This is a genomic window from Salinimicrobium sp. WS361, from assembly GCF_050750585.1.
In the GTDB taxonomy this organism is placed as follows: Bacteria; Bacteroidota; Bacteroidia; order Flavobacteriales; family Flavobacteriaceae; genus Salinimicrobium.
The window spans coordinates 48,065-70,033 of sequence record NZ_JBOJLM010000016.1 but is presented as its reverse complement, the minus strand read 5'-3'; the positions used below and the strand labels follow the sequence as shown (position 1 = coordinate 70,033).

Sequence of the window (21,969 nt, the reverse complement as noted above, 5' to 3'; positions counted from 1 at the left end):
TTGGAAAAACCACCATTAATTACACCGTCACCGATGCAGCAGGATTAACCGCTTCAGGAGCTATAGAAGTTACTATTGAAGATAAAGAAGCTCCCACCCTGCCTAACATCAGCACGCTGGAGAATTGGAGTTGCGGGGAAGCTATTCCTGTTCCTGTGGCACAGGATAATTGTTCAGGTGAAATTCAAGGGGAAACCCCAAAGCTCATTTTTGATGGTCCGGGACAATATACGGTTACCTGGACTTTCACTGATGACAAAGGAAACTTCAGTACTAAAGACCAAACCATTAACATTCCTGAGCCCACTGTTGCTGTACCCGCAATTGACGGCAGCGAGTTTTGTAATACTGAAACTATTCCTGCTGTAACCTTTACCGGTAATACTTTAGCAAACAAATCTTATTCCTGGTCTTATAAAAGTGCTTCCGGAAGCAGTCTTGATATTGGACTGGCTTCAAGTGGAACAGGAAATATCCCTGCTTTTACGGCTAAGAACAACACTAATGAATCTGTTACCGCCGTATTTGAGGTTATTCCTTTCGGAAATGCCTGCGAAGGGGATGCGACCAGTTTTTCCATCACCATACACCCCACTCCATCGATCACAAAACCTAATGATATTGTGGTATGTGAAGGAGAAACGATTAGTAAGATTGATCTTTCAAACGTATCGGTAACAGGAAGTGAAGTGGTATGGAGTAATGATAACACCAATATTGGCCTTAGTCCTTCAGGAAATGGAGATATTGCTGCATTTGTCGCCACCACTAATGGCACTCATGTGACCCAGGTTGCCAACATTAGCCTGACTCCTTCAGCAAACGATTGTCCCGGAGAAATAGAAACCTTCAAAATAACGGTTAAACCAAAACCGGAAGTAAATGTTTTTCCTGATGAACAGACTTACTGCAACGGACAAACAACAGAGATCCTGTCTCTTGGCGCTAACGTAACCGGCACTAAATTCAATATTTCTGGTGGTTCGGCTATTGGGTTATCTAACAGGACTAACGTTACTGAAATTCCTTCTTATACTGCCAAAACCGGCGCAGCAACTGTAACAATAACCCCTGTGGTAAATGGTTGTACGGGAGCACCGGTGACCTATGATGTTACTGTAAATCCCACCCCGACAGTTTCAGTGAGTCCGGCCAGCCAGCAAATATGTTCCGGTGAAAGCACCTCCATTAATTTAAGCGGAAGTGGGACTTCATTTTCCTGGACTATTGCTGAAGTGGGAAATGACATCACCGGGGCTTCTGAAGGCTCGGGAAATCAGATTGTTCAGACGCTTTCCAATAATAGCTCCCAGCCACAGGCTGTAAAGTATCGAGTTGTTCCTGAAGCGAATGGTTGCACAGGTACACCAATAAGTGTGACTGTTACTGTGAATCCTACACCTCATTTCGAATTTATTAATGCTGATTCCCTTTGTTCACCCGCAGATCTTACCTTATTAGAATTTAGCCCTAATTCCTCGACAGGTTTAAGTTTAGCTTACTTTAAAAATGGAAGTCAAGTCCAAAACCCTAAAGAAGCAGAACCGGGTGTCTATAACATTATTGCTACCTCAACTACTGGTTGTTCAATTGAAAAGGAAATTATTGTAAATCAAACACCTGAATTAATAGGATCTCTGAATGCACCAGACGCTTGTTCGAATACGGCATTTGAATATGAGCTCAAGACAAATGATTCTGATACTGAAATAATCTGGAATCGTTTACCACACCCTGATATTTCCAGTAATTCTACAGGAAATGGCACCGGTAATATAGGTGAAACCTTGAGAAACACTTCAAACCAACCCGTCGAAGTCACTTATGAGGTAAACATTTCTTCACCTGAAGGATGTTTGAACACCCAAAAAGTAACAACAACGGTTAATCCAATACCCCGTCTAAGCAATCCTTCAACCGATCCTGAGAGACTTGAGTATAGTTTTATAATATGTGGTGGTGATATATTTGAATTTCATCCATCAAGTGATACACCAAATACCTCTTTCAGATGGGAACGTGAGCCAATAGGAGAGAATTCAGCTAATAACGGGACGGGAACTATTAGAGAAAATTTATTAAACTCCACAGCTGAAGACATAAGTGGTATTTATAAAATTTATTTGAGTTCAAACCAGTGTGATAACCCAACTCCATATGAAGTACGAGTTTTGGTTAAAAGAGCTCCAGATGTTAACGCTTCTATTGTCCTCAACGGTAATTCAGAAAATAAAAACTCTAAAATTATTGAAATCTGTCCTGGTGAGAGTTATGTGGACTTATATTCTAATGCAGAAGTAGCAACTGGGGAAAACCTCCCACCAATAGTTGTAAACTGGAATTTCAGTAACCAATCACATCGTAATAAATGGTCAAAAGATCCCTCAACTGGAAACAGATGGAGAGAAGGCTCTAACGGGGATTTAGCATATAAATATAGCTGCGGCTGGTGGTCAACTTGTGAAGCAGAATTTGATTTCTCAAATGAAAATTCACCATTTCTTGTTGTAAACAGTGAAGAATATTCCGGAAACTTTGATGACATTTCCCTGATTAGCCCTAGCTTTAGCACAGTGGGTTATTCTAAAGTTGTTTTAAATTTTAGCCATGCATATAAAGATGGTGGAAGTTCATGGCGCAATGAATATGATACAGGAGAAGTCCAAATTTCTACAGATGGAGGAAATACCTGGAAAACAAAAGAAGTTTACACGAGTGACATTGGTTCGAGGACGAGCATGGTTCCAGGTCTTACTGATAATGGACAATTTATAGAGATACCTAAAGACGAACCTGATGTAAGAATTAGGTTTTTGTATGATAATGGTAGTGGTTGGTCTAGAAGAGAAGGATTCTGGGCAATTGGAAATGTTAGCATTTCTGGAGAAGGCTCGGAACAACCAACAGTAACATGGATACGATCAGACAAGCCGGATGAGATATTTTCCTACGAACAAAATCCAAAAAATGTTCAGGTAAATGGTGCAACCACATTCACCGCCATATACAAGTATGAAAGCGTTGATTGCCCAGGCTCAGATACTGTTGAAGTTATTGTTCGTACTCCACCAGAACCAATATTAGAAGCAAACTATTGTACCAATTCTAAATTTGTTGAGATTACCACAGATCAAAATTATACTGACTATGACTGGGAATCACAGGGAAAAACGATCACTCCAGTAACAGGAGAACCGTGGAGGATAGAGGCCGAAATTGCGGGAACTTATACTGTCACTGTCACCGATGAATTTGGTTGCACCGGCACAGGATTTATTGATATTTCTAATGAATTAATTATAAATGGTGACTTTGAAGATGGTAATACAGGTTTCTATACTGAATACAACTATAAACCCTATCCCACTGCTTACACCGATCGAAATCAAGGCACTGCAGCTTTATGGGCTGAACGAACCTATACAGTAGCTCAAGATGCACATCCTACTCCATATGCTTACCATCCGCACTTCTTTGGTCGGGATCATACTACTGGCTCCGGAAAATTCCTATTGGTAAACGGAGCCCCCGCCTCTGGAAAAGTGATTTGGAGACAGACCATAACGAATATCCAACCTAATACAAATTACTACTTTAGTGCCTGGGGTATGAATCTTAACCCTTCAAGCCCAGCTCGGTTACAGTTTAAGGTTAACGGGGTGAATACCGGAACCGTAGCCAATCTGAATAATGCCCCAAAACCAACAAGTAATTATCAGGTAAATACTTCGAATTGGGTACAATTTTATAGTAATCCTTTCTGGAATTCTGGAAATGCAACAACTGCCGTTCTTGAAATAGTAAATTTAAACACTGACACAGGAGGTAATGATTTTGGCTTGGATGACATATCCTTTGGTACCCTTGAATCAATCAAATTCTCAATCGATCCAATCCCGGCTACATTTTTATGTGAGGGAGAAATACTGGAAATTACTCCAGAATTTGAAGGAGGACGGGAACCGTTTGAATATACCTGGACCAACCCAAATGGAGATCTAGTTTCATCTGAAAAATCCCTTGTAATAGAAAATGTCACGGCAGATATGACCGGACAGTATAAATTAACAGTAACCGATTTTTACGGGTGCGAACCACAGGAGGCTCTAGCAACTGTGACTGTTTTAGGTATAGATGCCGGCGAAGATCAAACTCTGTGTTCTAATGTGGGGACCATTCAGCTGGATGGGCAAATATCAGGATCAAACGATGGTGGCACCTGGTCTACAAACGGCACCGGTACTTTTTCTAATAGTAAGGCCCTGGATGCCATATATACTCCGGGAGAAGCTGATTTTACTTCTGAAAATGGGGTAATACTTACCTTAACCTCTAATGATCCCAACGCTACCTGTATTGATGAGGTGAATATTTCTTTTTACAATTCTCCCCTTGCGACCGTTTCTGTCACCCCTGTAAATTGCTTTGGTGCACAGGATGGTACTGCAACTGTAACCGTGACAGAAGGAACAGGAACAGCTCCTTTTACCTATCAATGGAAAGACCAAAACGGAAATACTGTTGGAACAACCAAAACCGTCACTAACCTTCCTCCAAGTGAATCGGGTTATTCTGTAATTGTTACAGACACCAATGGCTGCTCGGTAGATGTTACCGGTCCTCCTGTCTTAGAACCTTCAGCATTACAAATTGACAGTACATCGGTAACGAATGTCACTTGTTTTGATGGTGAAGATGGTAGTGCCACTATTTCTGTAAGTGGAGGAGTGATTGCGGGTGATTCCCCTAATTACACTTTAACTTTATTAAACAACAACGGATCTGAAGTAGCTTCAGAAGTAAATAACACCACAGGGAATTTTGAGGTAACCAACCTTAAAGCCGGAGCTTATACTTTTACCGCAAATACAGCATATGGTTGCACCCTGCTTTCTGAAAATATTACTATAGATCAGCCATTAGAAATTATTGTGGATGCAGGTGAAGATATCATTGTTGCTGAATGTGGCATAAGTAAAATTCAGTTAAACGCCATACCTGTAGATCCTAACCTGGGGACTGGCAGATGGGAAGTTATTGCAACTGCACCAACAACTAGTAATTTACCCATTTTTGAAAATGAATTAGCTCCAAATACCTGGTTCACTGGGCAGGCTAATACAAAGTATGAAATAAGTTGGGTGGTAACTCCTACTGTTGAAGAGTGCAAAATAAGTGACACGGTGGTAATTGAACTCCCACCCGCCTGTAGCCGCTTGAACTTTGATGGAAACGACGATTTTGTAGATCTTGGTGATCACTACGACATGGTGAACAGCAATCTCTCTATCGAAGCATGGGTCAAACCTCATGATCTTACAGGAACAAGAACCATATTTTCTAAACGGGAAGAAGATAATTTGAATTCCGGCTACGATCTTATCTTAAGCAATGGAGCTCCTACTTTTAGGGTCGGAAATAAGAGTGTAACTTCCGTAAACTCACTAACAACAGATCGTTGGTTCCACATTGCCGGGGTATATTCTGGCAACGAATTGCAGCTGTATGTAGATGGCATCCTGGTAAAATCCAATTCAGGGATTACCCCAAACGCTATTATTGACAGTAGTGCCCCCGCTATTATTGGCGCAACTTACGCTTCTTCTTTTAGTGGAAGTAAAAATAACTTCTCAGGCTTTATCGAAGAGGTTCGAATATGGAGCACAGGAATTTCTGTTGAGCAAATAAGGTTCTACATGAACCAACGTCTTGAAAAAACCAATGATACTCAGGTTAACGGAAGTGTCTTAGGAAATGATCTAAACCTGCCAAACGCTCCCGAAGTACAGTCGTGGAGTAAACTGCCCGGTTATTATCAACTCCTGGCCGAAGAAGGCCTGATTGCTAACGGTTTCACTGTCAACCTTGGAAACCTGGGAAATACAGCAGACGGAAACCTGAAGAACATCGAAGATATGCAGGAAAACACTGCACCTCTCCCCTACAAACTTTTTACAAATGATGGTAACTGGTTTGACAAAAACACCTGGCAGCTGCCCAATCCGTACAACGGAAGAAATATTAGCATGCCAAATGTATGGAACGCTCCAAATACCAGCGGAATAAACGGGGAAGCCATTAACTGGAATATTGTAGATCTTAATGGTAAAAAAGTTAACAATCCCACTTCCTCTCAGAATATTACCCTCTTGGGCTTACTGGACAAAACAGGAACTCTTAATTTAAAAGGAGAAAATAATAAAACCGGAACCAGCCTAACGCTAACTCATTATCTTAAGCTCGACGGAGTTCTCGATCTTAATGGAGAATCACAGCTTTTACAGACAGAAGGCAGCAAGGTAGAGGGATCGGGATATCTTGAACGTGACCAGCAGGGAACTGCCAGTAGTCATAATTACAATTATTGGAGTTCTCCTGTAAGCATTCAAGGAAATGAACCCAATTCAGGATATAAACTTATTGATGTTCTAAGGGACGGAACTAACCCCGAAAATCCAGGTACTATAGATTTTAATCCTCAGTATCACTATGCAGATCATGATTACTCTGAAGGCGACCCTATTAGAATAAGCTCCTACTGGTTAAATAGGTTTTTTGGAAAAGCCGGGGAGTACAGCAAGTGGAAACAAATTACCCCAGGCACACTTGTAACTACAGGAGAAGGGTTTACCATGAAAGGGTCAAGAGGAAATAAAGATATAAAGGAGTTGCAAAACTACACCTTTAGGGGTATGCCTAATAATGGCACAATAACATTAAATATTGGGCTGGATCAAAATTATTTAATTGGAAACCCATACCCCTCAGCCATTGACGCAAGTGAATTTATTAGGGATAACCTAAAAAATGTTCCTTTAGGCAGAAATTCTCAAAATGTATTTAATGGCTCAATTTATTTCTGGTCTCATTTTGCTAATAAGACCCACATTCTTACTGAATATGTAGGAGGTTACGCCATTTACAACCTGGCCGGTGGTATTCGTGCAATTGCCAATGATGCCAGGATCAATAACCAGAATCCAAACCGACAGGGCGGAAAAAAACCACGCCAGTATATTGCTGTGGGCCAGGGATTTTTTATTAATACCGTTTTAAACCCTGCATTGTCGCTTAATCCAAATGTGACAATCACAGGTGGAGAGGTTAAATTCAATAATAGCCAGCGGGTATTTCAAACTGAGGCAGATTCCACAAAAGTCGTTTTCCATTCAATGGAGAAGAAGACGATTAGTTTGAATCCTACAACCGAAGAAACTACTACAGTTGAGAACAGAATGAGGCTGTGGCTCAAATTTGAATCTCCGGCCGGGTATCACCGTCAGCTCCTGGTAACCCGTGATACCGCTACAACTTCAGGTTTCGACCTTGGTTATGACGCACCTCTTATCGAAAATAATAAAGAGGATATGTACTGGCTTATGGGAGAAGAGGAGGATAGACTGGTAATTCAGGGAGTACCCGATTTTGATACTGAAAGGGTCTTACCTCTGGGACTTAAAATTTCTACGGAAGGAGAGTTCACCATTGCTATAGATGAAATGGAAAATATCCCTGATGACCTTCCGATATTTATTAGAGACAATGCTACCGACACTTATTACAACCTGAGAGCATCTGATTTTACTACAACAATTGAACCCGGTGAAATTCATGATCGTTACTCTCTTGTCTTCCATGAGAAAAAAGATGATACAGAAGATCCCGGTGACGGCGATGGAAATGGTGACGGCGATGGAAGTGGTGACGGTGATGACGACGGAAGTGGTGATGGCGATGGAAGTGGTGATGGCGACGGAAGTGAACAACCCGAAGAACCCACTCCTGCTCAGGGTAAATTTAATTTAGTTTATTCATCAAAGTATAAAGAAGTTGTAATTAAAAATCCAGGCCTGTTACCTCTCAAAAAGGCCATTTTGTTCAATGCTTTAGGACAGAAAATACATACCTATTCCAATATTGAGCTTGAAAAAATCAGCAAATTACCGATAAAAGTACCCAGCAAAGGCATGTATTTCGTACGGGTTTATTCTGAAGATTTCACCCGGGTGCTAAAATTCCTTGTGGACCAGATAGATTAAGGTTTTTTGCTCATTTCTGTCATCAAATTTTCATCAATACCTGAAAGTTGTGACAGCACTGAATCACAACTCTCGAAAAGTTATTTCGCAATAAAACCAAGTTCAAAAACCCTATGCAAAAGGATCTGGAAGTGGTTTTAGGCAAATTAACCTTCAAAGAAGTGCATTTAATCGGAGTTATTATTCTTTTATCGATTAAAAAAAGGAATAAAAGAATACAATCTTGAAAATTTTCCTACTTTTACCTGCTGATTTTTAACGGTTTGCCATGGGGAAAATCTACAATTCTCTCAAAATTTCGGTCCTCTTTTTACTACTGACAAGTTCGGTACTGGCATCCTTTTGGAATAACTCTACATCAAATACTTACATTTTCCCTCAGGAACTTCAGCCTCAGGCACAAAGTTGGGCGGAATCTCCTTACGGAATTTTTTCTGCTGCTTTTCAGGAATGTAGCCTCTCGGCCAGTTTGTCTTCAACTAACATCACTTGTAATGGCAACAGTGACGGATCAATAAATATTTCGGGACCTTCAGGAGGGAGCGGAAGTTATCAGTATAGCATTGACAATGGCAACTCCTGGCAGGATTCCGGAAACTTTAACGGACTCAACCCCGGCACCTATCAGGTACTCATTGCCGATAAGGCCGATTCCACCTGTCAAACAAGCCTTAATTCAAACCTTGTAATTTCTGAACCTGATTTACTAACTCTGATAAATTCCACCACCACGCCCGTTTCCTGTAATGGAGGAACTGATGGAAAAGTAACTGTTGGCAATGCTTCAGGTGGGAATTCCGGTTATACTTACAGCATCAACGGAGGTAATTTCTCAACAGCCACTACCTTCTCTAATCTTTCCGCAGGAGATCATGTGATCACTGTAAAAGACAGCAAGAATTGTGAAGCTTCAGAAACTGTTACCATTTCTCAACCGGACGTACTAACTCTCACAAATTCCACCACCACGCCCGTTTCCTGTAATGGAGGAAGTGATGGTACTGTAACTGTCGGCTCGATTGCAGGTGGAAATTCAGGTTATACTTACAGCATTAATGGAGGAGCCTTTTCAACAGCGACAACTTTCAGAAATCTTTCCGCAGGAGATCATGTGATCACTGTAAAAGACAGTAAGGGCTGTGAAGCTTCGGAAACTGTTACAATTTCTCAGCCGAACGTCCTGACTCTCACAAATTCCACCACCACGTCCGTTTCCTGTAACGGAGGAACTGACGGAAATGTAACTGTCGGCACTGTTACAGGTGGAAACTCAGGTTATACTTACAGCATAAATGGAGGTAGCTTCTCAACAGCAACTACTTTCTCCAATTTTTCCGCAGGAGATCATGTGATCACTGTAAAAGACAGCAAGGGTTGTGAAGCTTCAGAAACTCTTACCATCTATCAGCCGGACGTCCTGACTCTAACAAACTCCACCACCACGCCTGTTTCCTGTAATGGAGGAAGTGATGGTACTGTAACTATCGGCACTGTTACAGGCGGAAATTCAGGTTATACCTACAGCATAAATGGAGGTAGTTTTTCTACAGCCACTACGTTCAGCAACCTTTCCGCAGGAGATCATGTCATTACTGCTAGAGACAGTAAGGGCTGTGAAGCTTCGGAAACAGTTACAGTTTACGAGCCAGATGTACTGACTCTCACAAATTCCACCACCACTCCCGTTTCCTGTAACGGAGGAACTGACGGAACTGTAACTGTCGGGACCGCTTCAGGTGGAAACTCAGGTTATACTTACAGCATTGATGGAGGTAGTTTTTCAACAACTACTACTTTTAATAATCTTTCTGCAGGAGATCATGTCATCACTGTGAAAGACAGCAAGGGCTGTGAAGCTTCAGAAACTGTCACCATTTCTCAGCCGGATGTATTGACTCTCACAAATTCCACCACCACGCCTGTTTCCTGTAATGGAGGAAGTGATGGTACTGTAACTGTCGGCTCGATTGCAGGTGGAAATTCAGGTTATACTTACAGCATCAACAGTGGTTCTTTTTCAACAACTACTACTTTTAATAATCTTTCCGCGGGAGATCATGTCATCACTGTAAAAGACAGTAAGGGCTGTGAAGTTTCGGAAACTGTTACCATCTCCCAGCCGGAAGTCCTGACTCTAACAAACTCCACCACCACTCCTGTTTCCTGTAACGGAGGAAGTGATGGAATGGCAACTGTCGGCACCGCTTCAGGCGGAAACTCGGGTTATACTTACAGCATCAACGGTAGTTCTTTTTCTACAACCACTACTTTTAATAATCTTTCTGCAGGAGATCATATCATCAAGGTTAAAGACAGCAAGGGCTGTGAAGCTTCAGAAACTGTTACAATCTCTCAGCCAGATGTACTGACTCTTACAGGCTCCAACACCACACCTGTTTCCTGTAATGGAGGAAGTGATGGTACTGTAACTGTCGGCTCGATTGCAGGCGGAAATTCAAATTATACTTATAGCATTAATGGAGGAATTTTTTCAACAACTACTACTTTCTCTAACCTTTCCGCAGGAGATCATGTGATCACTGTAAAAGACAGCAAGGGCTGTGAAGCTTCAGAAACTGTTACTATTTCTCAGCCGAACCCACTAACTCTCACAAATTCCACCACCACGCCCGTTTCCTGTAACGGAGGAACTGACGGAACTGTAACAATCGGCACTGCTTCAGGCGGAAATTCGGGTTACACCTACAGCATTAATGGAGGTTCTTTTTCAACAACTACTACTTTCTCTAATCTTTCCGCAGGAGATCATGTGATCACTGTAAAAGACAGCAAGGGCTGTGAAGCTTCAGAAACTGTGACTATTTCTGAGCCAAACGTACTGACTCTGACAAACTCCACCACCACGCCCGTTTCCTGTAATGGAGGAAACGACGGATCTGTAACTGTCAGCACTGCTTCAGGTGGAAACTCAGGTTATACTTACAGCATTGATGGAGGTAGTTTTTCAACAACTACTACTTTTAATAATCTTTCTGCAGGAGATCATGTCATCACTGTAAAAGACAGCAAGGGCTGTGAAGCTTCAGAAACTGTTACAATTTCTCAGCCAGATGTACTGACTCTCACAAATTCCACCACCACTCCCGTTTCCTGTAACGGAGGAACTGACGGAACTGTAACTGTCGGCACCGCTTCAGGCGGAAATTCGGGATACACCTATAGCATTAATGGAGGTGGTTTCTCAACAGCGACTACTTTCAGTAATCTTTCCGCAGGAGATCATGTGATCACTGTAAAAGACAGCAAGGGCTGTGAAGCTTTAGAAACTGTTACAATTTCTCAGCCGGAAGTGTTGACGATGACCACCGAACCTGCAACTACACCAGTCACCTGCCATGGAGGAAGTGATGGCATGATCGCCGCCGGAACTGTTACAGGCGGTACTCCTCCCTACGAATTCTCTGTAGATAATGAGAATTTCTACTCCACAAAACTTTTTGAAAACCTCCCAGCCGGAAATCACACGATCTTCGTGAAAGATGCTAATGGTTGTGCAGTACAGGTACCGGTGACATTATCACAGGCGGATCTCATGAACGCACAAGTCACCAAAACCGATGTGAGTTGTGCAAATGGAAATAGTGGCGCCATTAATATTTCAAACGCTTCAGGAGGGCATGGCTCTTATGAATACAGCATTAATGGAACCAGCTGGCAATCGACTGCCAGCTTTAGTCAACTTATTGCAGGAACATATTCCGTAGCTATAAGAGATGCAGCATACCCTAACTGTGTCGTAGTGCTTAATTCTGCATTAAAAATTAATCAGCCGACCCAACCACTATCTGTGGTAAATACAAATATTCAGCGAACTACCTCCTATGGCACAGCTACTGGTTCAGCAACTGTAGATTTTACCGGAGGAACTCCGGGATATACCTATGAGTGGCGCAAAAAGGGAGAAACCACAATTCTACAGACTACAAAAACGGCAAATTATCTGGTTGCAGGAGAATACGAAGTAACAGTAACCGACAACAAGGGTTGTAAGCTTACTACTACTGTCCACATATATGATGCTATCCATGCCCCAATAATTCCCACCTCTGTATGCGGCAGTGATACCGACATTATTAGAACCTCATATTTTGAAGTAGAAGATCTTTCTGCGAAGGGCGGAGTGGGACCTTATACCTATTCCTGGAATTTTGGAGCAAATGCCACTCCCGCTACAGCTACCGGCCCTGGATCTCATAAAGTTATTTATTCTGCCACAGGAAATAAAGATGTAAAACTTACGGTTACTGATGCTACCGGAGTTTCAAAGACCATTTCCATCATACATTATGCAGGGGAATGTTTTGTTGACGACTGCGGATCAAATGATTTTGAAATCAGTCCGTTTTACATCGGTGATGCCAACGGAAACAAAATTACCAGTGAAACCTGTGATGATGATATTTCAAAATTCATCTACTTTGATCTGCCTTCTGGCCCCACACGGTATTCGCTATATATGGAATACATCTTTTCTATAGAACATCCCAATGGGGAAGTAACCCGCCTGAACAGAGGCAGGTGTCTATACGATAAACAGGCAATACCTCAAAAAGTAAAAACCATTGAAGTTGATTGGAATTGCGGAGACATACTCGTTGTAGAAAATGTATACCTTACCTTTTCCAACAATAGCAAATGGACGTGCGGACAGGGCCCCAACCCCAAATGTTATTCCACCAACAGTCCCGAGACGGTACAGGCTCCGTTATTTGTCACCGTTACTGCAAATGAATTACTGTGCTACGGTTCCAAAAACGGCACTGTAACCGCAAAAGCTTCCGGAGGAAAAGCTCCTTATTATTTCAGTATTACCGGTTCAAATGGAACCTATCAAAGCTCTAATGTGTTCAATAGTCTCGAAGCAGGCACTTATACGGTTTGGGTGAAAGACAGTGAAGGCAAAAAATTTGGATCGGAGGCTGTAGAGATCATACAGCCGCTTGCTCCAATCTCCATTGACCTCACTTCTGTTAATCCTGCCTGCTATGGTGAAAAAGGGAAAGCTACAGCTTCACCGCAGGGAGGCACTCCCTTCATTGATGAAAACGGCAACAGTTACTACGAATATCTCTGGAATGATCCAACAGAACAAACCACAGCTACTGCGATAAATCTACTTGCAGGGAACTACACCGTGACTGTGATTGATGCCAATGGCTGCCAGGCTATCGTACCGGTCACTATTACCCAGCCTGAACAGCTGACTGTTGCTGAAACAGGCCCCGATCAAACGTTTGGATGCGGATTTTACGATACTGTTCTGGAGGCAAATACGCCCGTGACCGGCGTGGGAACCTGGACGGTAATTGATGCCCCAAATTCAAGCTGGACACTTGCCGACCCCAATAACCCAACCTCAGCTTTTAGCGCCCCGGCAGGTATTTACACGTTAAGATGGACAATTGCCCATGCCGATGGCACCTGCGGAACAAGTAGTGACATGACGGTTAATTTTAAAGGCGATTGCAGTACTCTAGATTTTGATGGAGTAGATGATTACGTCTATATTGGAGACAGAAATAACTTTTCTTCAGATTTTTCTACGGGAGTCTGGATTAGACCGAAGTCTGTTCAGGGATTAAAAACAATTATTTCAAAACGTAACACAGCGGCATTAACTTCCAGTGGTTATGACCTGGTAATCAATAATGGTGCACCCACCTTTAGATGGAATGGAAATTCGGTTTCTACTTCACACAAATTAAGCACCACCCGCTGGTACCATCTTGCAGTGGTTTTTAAAGGCAGTAGCGTGGAGTTATATGTAGACGGCATCAAGGTAGGAAACGCTACTGGCTCCAAACCAACAGCCAATTCGTTTCCATTTCTTATTGGTGCCATGTACAACGCAGGGAATCCCGAAGTACCGCAAAACTATTTTAAAGGCTGGATGGAAGAACTCAGAGTGTGGAACACCGCCCTCTCTGTAGAGCAAATAAGGTTTATGATGAACCAGCGCATTGAGCCCAATGGTAGTTTCGTAAAAGGAATAATTCTCCCCATGAATGTTCCTGAAACCTTATCCTGGTCATCCCTCGCAAGTTATTACAGGCTTATTGCTGAAGATGCTAAAGTGGCCCAGGGAATAGCAGTAGACAGGGCAAATAATGGTGTAGACGGGCATCTGCGGAATATTGAAAGTCTTCAGCAAAATACTGCACCCCTTCCTTATATTTCCGAAGCTGATGGCGCATGGAAAACCCGGGCAACATGGGATGTTCATATTGGAGATGACGGAGAGAATTTCTGGACCTGGCCCAATGATAAGGGGATCAATGGAGAAAACATCAACTGGAATATTGCCTATGTCACCCACAAGCAAAATTCCGGAAGCCAAAATATTACGCTGCTTGGATTTTTACTAAATGGAGGAGAGTTGGATATGCTGGGTGAAAATCCTGTACGCACCTCCAGCGGAATTCAACCTGGAACCGGAAACGGCCTCACCATAACCAACTACCTCGATCTTGGTGGTTTTATAGACCTGAATGGAGAATCACAGCTGGTCCAGACCCAGGGTAGTATTTTAGTTGGAAATGGCAGCATACAAAAAGACCAGCAGGGAACCGCCAGCAGTTACAATTACAATTACTGGACATCACCGGTGAGTATTAGTGGTCAAAACAGCGGTTACAAAATCGCTTCAGTACTAAAAGATGGTACAGATCCTGCCAATCCAAAAATTATTGACTTTAACTATCAGTTTCATTGGGCAGACAAGGCTATGGCCAGCCCTATTAAAATAAGTTCTTACTGGCTGCATAAATTCTTTGGAGATTCAAATGAATACAGCCAGTGGGAGAAGATCAATGAAAGTACAACGCTCTTAAAATCGGGAGAAGGATATTCCATGAAAGGATCTTCGGGGTACAGTGAAATTCTCGATCTTCAGAATTACGTGTTCACCGGAATGCCAAATAACGACACCATTTCGTTAAATATCACTACCGGAAAAAATTACCTTATTGGGAACCCTTACCCATCGGCTATTGATGCCAATGAGTTTATTCTCGATAATTTGGAGGATAGAAGAAACGGCACGAATGTTTTTAACGGTTCCCTTTATTTCTGGTCGCATTTTTCAGGCAACACGCACTACCTGCCCCTTTACATTGGCGGCTATGCAGTGTATAATCTTTCTGGCGGAATTAGAGCCATAGCAAATGACGAACGTATTAATGCTACAGGAGATGAAGGTGGTGAGAGGCCTCAACAGTACATTCCGGTTGCCCAGGCCTTTTTTGTAAGTACCGCCCTCGATGAATCTATCACTTCTCAATATGGCGTTAGCATTGATGGAGGAGAAATTTTGTTCAGGAATAGTCAGCGTTTCTTTGTTTCTGAAATTGACCCCACAAAATCGGTATTTCATTCCCAGGAGAAAAAAGGCTTAAATGAGCCTAAATCTTCTACTGCGGAAGGCAGAAAAAGGATCTGGATCAAATTCCGTTCCCCTGAAGGTTACCACCGTCAGCTTCTGGTTACTGCTGATGAAAATACGACTTCAGGATTTGACCTTGGTTATGACGCTCCCCTTATAGAAAACAACAGGGAAGATATGTACTGGTTGTTCAATGAATTAGAGGCCATCATTCAGGGGGTGCCCGATTTTGGAGAAAGCAGGGTGTTGCCATTTGGCATTAAAACTTCCAAAGGAGGCCAAATTACCATTGCAATTGATGAGCTTGAGAACATAGGCGAAAATGCTCCAATTTTTGTAAAAGACAATGATACCGACACCTATCATAATCTGCAGGAATCAGATTTTACTGCTGAAGTCGCAGCGGGAAACATCCATGACCGATACGCCATAGTCTTTAAAGACAATCAACCTTCCGAAGAAGATCCGGGAGACCCTGATGAAGGAGGTGATGACGACGGCAGCAATGGAGGTGACGACAGCATCATCATTGAGAAACCTCAACAACCTCAACCTTCCTCAACGGGATTAGAGGTCCTTTATTTGGGAGAATCAAAGCAGCTCGTCATTAAAAATTACGATTTATTACCTGTCAAAAATGTCATTTTATACAACACTGTGGGGCAGGCAATCTATTCGTACAGCAAAAGTGAAATTGAACAGGGAAGCATAATAAAATTACCGGTAGAGGTTCCGGTTAAAGGAATGTACGTCGTGCGGGTGTACCTGGAAGATTCGAGTGTGGCTCTCAAGTTCCTTGTAGATTAAATAAATTTGCCGAAATGAAAAAAGAGGTCTCAAAAATGGCATTTTTGACCAGCCCCCAATAAGTATACAACTTTTGGGGGCTAGTCCATTTTTTGAGGTTTCTTATTTTTTATACTTCAGGGGTAGATGCACCACCTTTTTGGTCTCAAAAAAATCTTCTTCGAAGAAATCTGGCAGCTCATAGATCACGGCTTTGGGATAATCGGCCAGTTCTTCAGAAAGGTCTCCGCCTTTTAGGTAGAGAATTCCATTTTTAAGTTCGTGTTTGCTCTGTTTCGCAATCTTACCGGTGGTCCAGTGTACAAAAGTAGGCATGGCAGCAACCGCCCTGCTTACAATAAAGTCGTAATGCCCCGGCACTTCTTCTACCCTGGCGTTGGTAGTGTGAACATTTTTTAGGCCCAGGCCTTCAACCACTTCATTGACCACTTTGATCTTTTTACCAATACTGTCTACAAGGTGAAAATTTGTTTCGGGATGCAGAATGGCAAGGGGAATACCAGGAAAACCGCCTCCTGTGCCCACATCAAGGATTGATGTGCCGGGAAGAAATTCCTGAACTTTGGCAATCCCCAGAGAATGCAGCACGTGCCGAAGGTAAAGTTCATCAATGTCCTTACGGGAGACTACATTTATCTTAAGATTCCAATCCTGGTACAGTTCCTGCAGTTTAGAAAACTTATTCTTCTGATCTTTTGAGAAATTGGAAAAATATTTTTCGAGAAGCTCCAAACTTTTTTATTTTTCAGCAAAAGTAATAATTTAAAGCATTAATTGTGAAGTGCTATACTCGTAGAGAATTATAATCTTTTACCTTTGTCATTTACATACAAAATTTTTAATGAATACACCTACAGTACGTTTTTCCCGGACAGATTCAGCAAAGTTCTTCCGAACCCTTAATAGCAGGGTGAATGCCTATTTCAAAGAAAACAACCTTTCAAAAAGTGGAAACTGGAAGCTTCATCTCAAAGCCGTGGTCATGTTTTCCCTTTTCTTAACTCCATACTTTCTCATTCTTACCCTTGACATTTCTCAATGGTGGATGTTATTACTTACTATAGTGATGGGAGTAGGTATGGCCGGTGTGGGCATGAACATTATGCACGATGGTAATCACGGCTCCTACTCTTCCAAAAAATGGGTAAATAATCTTATGGGGGGTACTATCTACGTTTTGGCAGGAAACGTTTACAACTGGCAGGTACAGCACAATGTTCTGCATCATACTTATACAAATATTCACGGCCACGATGAAGATCTGGATGCCGGCAGGATCATACGCTTTAGCAAACACGCCAAATGGCACAGCTTTCATAGGTTTCAGCAGTATTACTCCATATTTTTATATGGGTTACTTACCTTTAACTGGGCACTCACCACAGATTTTAAGCAAACCAAAAGGTATCTTGCCCGTAAACTTTCTTACGGAAAAATGCCAAATCCGGTAAAGCAATGGAGCATCATAGCCATCACTAAACTTATTTACGTGGCAATCTGGATCGTCATCCCAATGCTTATCCTGTCTATCGCCTGGTGGAAGATCCTTATTGGGTTTTTCATAATGCATTACACTGCAGGCCTTATTTTAAGTGTGGTATTCCAACTGGCTCACGTAGTAGAAAAAACTGACATGCCTTTACCCGATGATACCGGCTCTATGAAAAACACCTGGGCCATTCATCAATTATTTACCACGGTAAATTTCTCTACCAAAAATAAGTTAGTCAACTGGTTTACCGGCGGATTGAATCACCAGGTAGAGCATCACATTTTTCCGAATATTAGTCATATTCATTATAACAAACTATCAAAAATAGTGAAGGAAACAGCTAAAGAGTGCCAGCTGCCTTATAATGAATATAAGACCACCCGGGCAGCCATTACCGCACATTTTCGCCATTTACGCGAAATGGGAATGAAGCCCACAGTATCATCTTAACTATTAATCTACCATAACTATCAACCCTTTTTAACATGTACCAACTATCTGATCGCATTAACAACATGTCTACCTCTCAAACCCTGGCAATGGCTGCCAAGACCAGAGAGCTTAAGGCAGAAGGAAAAGACGTTATAGGCCTTAGCCTGGGAGAACCCGATTTTAATACTCCCGACTTTATTAAAGATGCCGCCATACAGGCCATCAATGAAAATTACAACGCCTACACGCCGGTAGACGGTTACGTGGAGCTAAAAGATGCTATTATCAACAAGTTCAAGAGAGATAATGGCCTCACTTATGATCGTTCCCAAATTGTTGTTTCAACAGGAGCAAAACAATCCCTGGCCAACGTTGCGATGGTAATGCTCAACCCGGGAGACGAGGTGATCCTTCCCTGCCCTTACTGGGTGAGCTATGCCGAAATTGTGAAGCTGGCCGAAGGCGTTCCCGTAGAAGTACCTACTTCAGTTGAATCAGATTTTAAGATGACACCACAGCAACTTGAAGCTGCCATTACGCCAAAAACTAAAATGTTGTGGTACAGCTCCCCTTCAAATCCAAGTGGGATGGTTTACAGCAAAGAAGAACTTCGTGCTTTGGCCGATGTGCTGGTAAAACATCCGCAAATCATTGTGGTGAGCGATGAAATTTATGAGCACATTAATTTTGTGGGAGGGCACGCCTCTATGGCAGAGTTCGAAGATATGTATGACCGTGTGGTCACTGTAAACGGAGTTTCAAAAGCTTTTGCCATGACCGGATGGAGAATTGGCTACATAGGAGCCCCTGCCGAGATTGCGAGAGCCTGTAACAAAATGCAGGGCCAAATCACCAGTGGCGCCAACTGTATCGCACAACGTGCGGTGATCACTGCATTAGAAGCTCCTGTAAGCAAGATCCAGTACATGATCGACAGGTTTAAAAGCCGCAGAAAGTTGATCATTGATTTAATGTCGGGCATTGAAGGTTTTGCCATTACAGAGCCAGAGGGTGCTTTTTATGTTTTCCCCGATATTTCCTATTTCTTCGGAAAGACCATCAATGGCTACGAAATTAAAGATGCAACCGATTTTTCTATGTTCATTTTGGAAAGAGCTTTGGTAGCTACAGTAACCGGAGATGCTTTTGGAAGCCCAAACTGCATCAGGTTCTCTTATGCCGCAAGTGAAGCCGAAATAGAAGAAGCCATGAATCGCATCAAAAATGCTATTTCTGAAAAATAATTTCTTCTGAAATCTATAAAAAATCCCTGCTGAAAAAGTAGGGATTTTTTGTTTATGCCTGAAGCATTTGAAGACAAGACCTCTCAAAAATGCCATTTTTGAAGAACATTTTATATTTCTGAAGTCGAATTGGATCATTCTCGTCACGGATTATAAATCCGCGACATCTAAATACTGATACTTCTATTTCCCGCAGATTCTACAGATTTCCGCAGATAGAAAAGAAGAAATTTCAAAATGGAATTTTCTAATTCTCAATTCTAAATCCCAATACTTAACCGCTCCTCTTTGTGGAATGCCCTCCGGAAAAACACTCCCAAAAATGCCATTTTTGAAGAACATTTTCAGTCATGGAAATTTGAATTGAATTCTTCTTGTCACGAATTACAAATCCGCGACATCTGAATACTGATACTTCTATTTCCCGCAGATTCTACAGATTTCCGCAGATAGAAAAGAAGAAATTTTAAAATGGAATTTTCTAATTCTCATTTCTAAAATCCCAATACTTAACCGCTCCTCTTTGTGGAATGACTTCCGGGAAAATACTTTCCAAAAATGCCATTTTTGAAGAACATTTTCAGTCATAGAAATTCGAATTGAATTCTTCTCGTCACGGATTGCAAATCCGCGACATCAATACAAATAATTTGCTGTCCGAAAATAAATGAGAAGCGTATAGGCCTTAAAAACAAGTTTGAAGGAACATTTCAAAATAAAGTTCTAATTATTTTAGAACTTTCGTTATTTTTGTCATACTAATGAGACTAATCAACAAGAAAAAATTAGAGAAGTTCAAAAGAAAGAATAGGGGTAATCAAATTCTTTTGACAGGAATTATTGATTTAATAGATTCTATTGAATCTAATAATTGGAATAATGAGCTAGAACTAACAGAAGCAAGAATTGACGCTGATTGTGTTCACAATGACGGGTTTTATTTTTTTGATATTACTCGTGCTGATAGAACAATGATATTAGTTGAATTTGATGAGAATGAAGCAACTGTAGTCTGGGTAGGAAATCACGATGATTACATTTTAACCTTCAAGAACAATAAAAACACTATTAAAACCTGGTTAAGATCAAACGATTGGATTGAATAATATGGAAACACAATTTGACATAAAAGAACTCCTTCAAAATGGAGCAATTAGAAATGAATTAGAGCTTGAAAGAGCCTTAATAGCTGATAGGAAACTACGAATCTTATCTAAAAAAGATTCTACTTTTAAGGAACTGAGATCCAATTTAAGAGATCTAATTGAAGAATATGAATCAAAGAACTGGTCTGGAAATTCAAAAATTTCTGACAAGAAAATTTTAGAAAGTGATGTCGCTGAATTAGTTGCTGAGAAAGAAAGATTATTCATTCAAAAAAGAAAAAATTTAATTCGAACAAAATTAAAAAATATAGGAATTACTCAACAAGATTTTGGTGTTTTACTAGGACATAATAATAAATCATATATTTCTGAATTAGTAAATGGTATTAGTCCATTTTCCTTGAGAGATTTGATTGTAATTAATAGATTATTGAAAATTGATTTAACTGATCTTGTTCCAACCTTTCTTCCTCAAGATGAAAGAGCAAAAATCAAATCTTCAATTAAGAAAATAGATAATCCTAATTTGAAATTAAGTAAAGAGGATTTGGAATTAGTTTGAATGCTATAGGCAATTATAAATAATACTAATTGTGGAAGACCGTTCAAAAAATGAAATTTGAATGGATTATTCTCGTCACGGATTGCAAATCCGCGACATCTAAATGCTGATACTTCTATTTCCCGCAGATTCTACAGATTTCCGCCGATAGAAAAGAAGAAACTTGAATAATGAAAATCACTAACTTCTCAATTCTAGAATCTCTATACTAAATCACTCCGTATTGCGGAATGCCTTCCGGAAAAATACTTCCCAAAAATGCCATTTTTGAAGAACATTTTCAGTCATAGAAATTCGAATTGAATTCTTCTCGTCACGGATTACAAATCCGCGACATCTAAATGCTGGCACTTCTATTTCCCGCAGATTCTACAGATTTCCGCAGATAAAAAAGAAGAAATTTCAAAAATGAAATTTTCTAATTCTCAATTCTAAAATCCCAATACTTAACCGCTCCTCTTTGTGGAATGCCTTCCGGGAAAATACTTTCCAGAAATGCCATTTTTGAAGAACATTTTCAGTCATGGAAATTTGAATTGAATTCTTCTCGTCACGGATTGCAAATCCGCGACATCCAAATACTGATACTTCTATTTCCCGCAGATTCTACAGATTTCCGCAGATAGAAAAGAAGAAATTTGAAAATAGAATTTTCTAATTCTCAATTCTAAAATCCCAATACTTAACCGCTCCTCTTTGTGGAATGCCTTCCGGGAAAACACTTTCCAGAAATGCCATTTTTGAAGAACATTTTCAGTCATAGAAATTTGAATTGAATTCTTCTCGTCACGGATTACAAATCCGCGCCATCAATACAAATAATTTGCTGTCCGAAGGTTTCCGAAGAATAAGAGAAGAAAAATTATCTAGCAAAAATCACTCAAT

Annotated in this window: 7 protein-coding genes; 6 read left to right on the top strand and 1 reads right to left on the bottom strand. The window is 41.1% G+C overall.

Translation table 11 applies throughout. The annotated features are described in order from the left end of the window. Positions 1-8,039, top strand: an 8,039-nt coding sequence (locus tag ACQ93I_RS14340; RefSeq protein ID WP_431699095.1) for a LamG-like jellyroll fold domain-containing protein, incomplete at its 5' end; no start/stop codon positions are given. Positions 8,040-8,307: 268 nt separating this feature from the next. Continuing rightward, complete coding sequence (locus tag ACQ93I_RS14335; RefSeq protein WP_431699094.1) at positions 8,308-16,248, top strand: LamG-like jellyroll fold domain-containing protein; 7,941 nt, start codon at positions 8,308-8,310, stop codon at positions 16,246-16,248. 102 nt (positions 16,249-16,350) lie between these two features. Here the strand turns inward: ACQ93I_RS14335 and rsmG are convergent, their stop codons facing one another. Next, on the bottom strand, positions 16,351-16,980 hold the full coding sequence (gene rsmG / locus ACQ93I_RS14330; RefSeq protein ID WP_431699093.1) for a 16S rRNA (guanine(527)-N(7))-methyltransferase RsmG: 630 nt from the start codon (positions 16,978-16,980) through the stop codon (positions 16,351-16,353). 109 nt (positions 16,981-17,089) lie between these two features. On the opposite strand from rsmG, the gene ACQ93I_RS14325 reads away from it, so the two are divergent. From ACQ93I_RS14325 to ACQ93I_RS14310, 4 genes are all read left to right on the top strand, one after another. Next, positions 17,090-18,190, top strand: a complete 1,101-nt coding sequence (locus ACQ93I_RS14325; RefSeq protein ID WP_423819539.1) for a fatty acid desaturase family protein — start codon at positions 17,090-17,092, stop codon at positions 18,188-18,190. 35 nt (positions 18,191-18,225) lie between these two features. Then, positions 18,226-19,416, top strand: coding sequence for a pyridoxal phosphate-dependent aminotransferase (locus ACQ93I_RS14320; RefSeq protein WP_266070709.1), 1,191 nt, complete (start codon positions 18,226-18,228; stop codon positions 19,414-19,416). Between the two features lie 761 nt (positions 19,417-20,177). Further along, entirely contained in the window at positions 20,178-20,522 is a 345-nt protein-coding gene (locus tag ACQ93I_RS14315) for a type II toxin-antitoxin system HigB family toxin (protein ID WP_431699092.1), read from the top strand. Position 20,523: 1 nt separating this feature from the next. Continuing rightward, positions 20,524-21,084, top strand: coding sequence for a helix-turn-helix domain-containing protein (locus ACQ93I_RS14310; RefSeq protein WP_431699091.1), 561 nt, complete (start codon positions 20,524-20,526; stop codon positions 21,082-21,084). Positions 21,085-21,969: the final 885 nt, after the last annotated feature.